The 2,369-nt window shown below is 61.9% G+C and carries 2 protein-coding genes; both read left to right on the forward strand.

Features of this window, described 5'->3' with window-relative positions:
* Nucleotides 1–124 precede the first annotated feature (124 nt).
* Nucleotides 125–1,639, forward strand: coding sequence for an IS21 family transposase (gene istA / locus AC0L3D_RS36410; protein ID WP_473647500.1), 1,515 nt, complete (start codon nt 125–127; stop codon nt 1,637–1,639).
* A partial coding sequence (istB, locus tag AC0L3D_RS36415) for an IS21-like element helper ATPase IstB (RefSeq protein WP_473647501.1) occupies nt 1,636–2,369 on the forward strand: 734 nt, incomplete at its 3' end. The genes istA and istB, both read left to right, overlap by 4 nt.

Raw genomic sequence — 2,369 nt, forward strand, 5'->3', positions numbered from 1 at the left:
GTGACGCAGTGAGGGCGTAGCCCGAACGGAGTTACACCACCCCCGCGGCGTCACTGCCGACGTCTGTTGGGCGCGGTTGGCTGAAGTACCTTGGCGATTTTCTGGAGAATGGAGAATCACCTTTGTGCCAGGCCGTCATGTAACCGACCATCAGATGAGGCTTTTTATGAAGTTACGACAGGAACACACGACCGAGGTTGCCGCGGCCAAGGCGTCGATCAGCAGAGCGACGGCCTATCGCATCAAGAAGAATCCGGACCTGCCATCGCAAAAGCAAAAGGCTCGCGGCCGGCGACGGCCTGACCCTCTCGAGCACATCTTCGATGCCGAGGTCGTTCCCCTTTTGAAGGCGGCGCCAGGCATCCGTGCTGTCGCCATCTACGAAGAGATGCTGCGGCGGCACCCGGAACTGAGCGAGGGCATTCGCCGGACCCTGGAGCGGCGCATTCGGTCATGGCGCGCCATCCACGGCGAAGATCAGGAGGTTATCTTCCGTCAGCTTCACGAGCCCGGCCGGCTCGGGCTGTCGGATTTTACTGACATGAGCAGCTTGGGCGTGTCGATCTCGGGCCAGCCGCTCGACCATCTGCTCTACCACTTCCGGCTCGCCTGGTCGGGCTTCGAACACAGCCATGTCATTCTCGGCGGCGAAAGCTTCGTGGCCCTGGCCGAAGGACTGCAGAACGCGCTCTGGTCACTTGGCGGAGCGCCGCTCTATCACCGCAGCGACAGCCTGTCGGCGGCTTTCCGCAATCTCAGTGCCGATGCGAAGGAGGATCTCACGCATCGTTACGAGGAGCTCTGCGCCCATTATCGCATGACGCCGACCCGCAACAACAAGGGCATCGCCCACGAGAACGGGTCGATCGAAAGCAGCCATGGTCATCTCAAGAGCGCCATCCGTGACGCCCTTCTGATGCGCGGCAGCAAGGACTTTGACGATCTCGGTGCGTATCGTGCGTTCATCGATGAGATCGCCAGCCGGCACAACGCCAATCATGGCAAACGCATCGACGCCGAGCGCCCTCATCTGCAGGAGCTCCCCGATCGGCGGACCAGCGACTTCGAGGAGGTGGTCGTGACCGTGTCGCGGACCGGCGGCTTCACCTTGCGCAAGGTCTTCTACACCATTCCCTCCCGCCTGATCGGACATCGGCTTCGCGTCCGGCTGTTCGACGATCGCCTCGAGGTCTTTGTCGGAGGAACACACCTGATGACGCTTCCCAGAGGCCGCGGGCATGCGGATGGAAGGCACGATCAGGTCGTCAATTATCGGCACGTCATCCATTCCCTGCGCAAAAAGCCGATGGCGCTTCTTAATCTCGTCTATCGTGACAAGCTCTTCCCGCGGCAGGAATACCGCAGGGCCTTCGATGTGCTCATTGAGCGGCTACCGGACAGGCAGGCCTGCAAGGTGATGGTCGAATTGCTGGCGCTGGCCCATGATCGAGGCTGCGAGCGCGAACTTGCCGAGCAACTCGCCGAGACCCTCGACGCCGGCGACCTGCCCGATATTGCCGTCTTGCGAACGCTCTTCGGCCCGGATCCCGCACGGCTGCCGACCGTCTCGGTGCAGCTCGCTTCCCTCAACGGCTATGAAGCCCTGATCGGCACGGCCTATGTGGGAGACGCCGCATGAAGGCCGCCCACATCATCGACGAAGCCCGTCTCGGCATCATGCTCAACGACCTCAGATTGCCGACGATCAAGACCCTGTGGCCGCAATTTGCCGAACAGGCCGATAAGGAAGGCTGGCCCGCCGCCCGGTTCCTCTCGGCCATTGCCGAACATGAGCTGGCCGAGCGCGATCGGCGCCGGATCGAACGTCATCTGGCCGAAGCGCATCTGCCGCCTGGAAAGACACTCGTCAGCTTCGCCTTCGACGCCGTACCGATGGTCTCCAAGGCGCAGGTCATGGCCATGACCGCCGGCGACAGCTGGCTCGCAAAGGGTGCCAATATCCTGTTGTTTGGCCCGCCCGGCGGCGGAAAGTCGCACCTCGCCGCAGCTATCGGGCTCGCCCTCATCGAGAACGGCTGGCGTGTGCTGTTCACCCGAACCACCGATCTCGTCCAGAAGCTTCAGGTCGCGCGGCGTGAGCTGCAACTCGAATCCGCCATCGCCAAGCTCGACAAGTTCGATCTGCTCATCCTCGACGATCTGGCCTACGTCACCAAGGACCAGGCCGAAACGAGCGTGCTCTTCGAACTCATCTGCGCAAGGTATGAGCGGCGTTCCATCATGATCACCGCCAATCAGCCCTTTGGAGAATGGAACAGGGTCTTTCCCGACCCCGCCATGACCCTCGCCGCGGTCGATCGGCTTGTTCATCACGCAACGATCTTCGAGATGAATGTCGAAAGCTACCG

This window comes from Mesorhizobium sp. WSM4837, from assembly GCF_055811435.1.